At 52.5% G+C, this 1,894-nt stretch carries 2 protein-coding genes and 1 pseudogene; 1 reads left to right on the top strand and 2 read right to left on the bottom strand.

The genetic code is table 11. The features are described from left to right. Positions 1–269, top strand: a pseudogene (locus ACRC27_RS09100) (C4-dicarboxylate transporter DcuC); the annotation flags it as partial. A 164-nt stretch (positions 270–433) separates the two neighbouring features. Here ACRC27_RS09100 and mepA read toward each other — a convergent pair. Then, positions 434–1,261, bottom strand: coding sequence for a penicillin-insensitive murein endopeptidase (gene mepA / locus ACRC27_RS09095; RefSeq protein WP_438639729.1), 828 nt, complete (start codon positions 1,259–1,261; stop codon positions 434–436). A gap of 23 nt (positions 1,262–1,284) precedes the next feature. Then, the coding region (gene aroC, locus ACRC27_RS09090; protein WP_438639728.1) for a chorismate synthase at positions 1,285–1,894 on the bottom strand (610 nt) is incomplete at its 5' end.

The following is a 1,894-nucleotide window of genomic DNA, read 5'->3' as shown; positions in this document are numbered from 1 at the left end:
TGATGGGGTCAGGTAACGCACCTTTCTTCTCATTCGCCGCTATGGTACCGGATATTGCAGGGAAAGTAGGTATTCATGCCGTTTCCATGTTGCTGCCAATGCAACTAGCTGCCGGTATTGGCCGCACCATATCCCCAATCACTGGCGTGATTGTTGCCGTGGCCGGAGCAGCAGGAGTATCACCGTTTGATCTAGTCAAACGTACTGCCATTCCAATGCTCGGTGCACTGGTGGTCACCACCCTGTACTCGCTGATTTTCTACGTATAATCACGGTGTAATAAGCGCGTAGTTTATACGATGACCATTAACTACCATCAAATGCCCTAGGTCGATGGCAGTTAAAAAAGGCCGGAACAGTGCATGCTGTACCGGCCTTTTTTTGTATTTGATGTATTGTTATCTCTCTAATACTTTTGAGAAAAATGCGCCACTTAAGGTAATAAAGCCTGACATGCCGCTGGCATAACTGGCGGGGCTTTCGGTAAAGCCAATTTTTTCGGTAATTTGTTTTTTACCGGTGGTGGCGGACGCAGCCAATCAGTCAGCTCTTGCCCACAACCATCTCCAGCCGGAGGCGGCAACTGTGCTTTGCACCCCACAGAACCTGGCGGGCAATCCAGCCTGACATGCATGTGATAATCATGCCCACCCCATGGCCGCACTTTGTGCAACCAACGGGTATCACCGGCGGCCTGAGCCGTTTCGCATAGCTGCTTTTTTATCGCCGGATTAACAAAAATTCGCGCGACTTTCGGGTCAGTTGCCGCCAATTTAATTAAACGCGTATAGTCCGCTTCCCACAACGCAGGTTTGATTTTTCTGGTAGAGAAATCCACCAAACTGACAGCCGCCGGATTTTGCTTTTGCTTGACGCTCAGTGTGCCCTGACTAAAGCGTAACCAGATATCCACATCCAGCCCGTTTTGGTGGCTGGCATGGCCAGAATTAAAGCGCCCGCCCACCGGCATTGCCATATCGCCGACCCAAAAATTATCCAGCCCCGTCTGCTGACTGCGCTGGGCTAACCGAGTGATAAAGCGAATCAACTCTGGATGCCCAAAATAACGCAATCGCTCGGTTCTGATCACTTCATACCCCTTGCCCGATAACGGCAAAGGCACAGCACCGACCACACATCCATTGGCATACCCGCCAATCGCCTGCGGCGCGCCACGCACCGGCGCGGTGAACTGGCTCCACGGTGAGGCAGCAACCGTCGTAGCAATACAGCCCAACGCTGCGGCTATGTACAACGGCATGATGACCCGATGTTTGCTTTTATTCATACTGACCATGCAGGCGTGGTGGTTTGTACATCTGCACACTGCGCGCGATGACGCAGCAGATGGTCAAGTAGCACAATTGCCATCATCGCTTCGGCAATCGGCACAGCACGCAGGCCGACACAAGGGTCGTGCCGCCCTTTTGTCACAACGTCAATCGCCTCGCCTTGGGTGTTGATCGAGCGCCCCGTAATTGTAATGCTTGAGGTTGGCTTTAGCGCTAAATGTGCCACTATCGGCTGGCCACTGCTGATCCCGCCCAAAATACCGCCTGCATGGTTGCTTAAAAAACCCTGTGGGGTGATCTCATCGCGGTGCTCACTGCCACGCTGATTGACCACGGCAAAACCATCGCCAATCTCGACCCCTTTCACCGCATTAATGCTCATCAGTGCGTGGGCTAAATCGGCATCTAGGCGATCAAAAACCGGCTCACCCAAGCCAACCGGCACGTGCTCGGCAATCACCGTTACTTTTGCACCGACCGAGTCGCCCTCTTTTTTCAAATCACGGATCAGCGCATCTAGAGCCTCTAATTTTGTGGGATCAGGGCAAAAGAAGGGGTTTTGCTCAACCTGTTGCCAGTCAACCAAATCAAGTGCGATATCC

The sequence above is a fragment of the Plesiomonas sp. genome, from assembly GCF_051650925.1.
Taxonomy (GTDB): domain Bacteria; phylum Pseudomonadota; class Gammaproteobacteria; order Enterobacterales; family CAMTGL01; genus Plesiomonas.
This window is presented reverse-complemented; position numbering and strand designations above follow the sequence as displayed.

What these genes read in the sequence shown, in the direction of transcription:
- mepA (WP_438639729.1), bottom strand. Translation starts at nt 1,261, where the DNA reads ATGCCGTTGTACATAGCCGCAGCGTTGGGCTGTATTGCTACGACGGTT.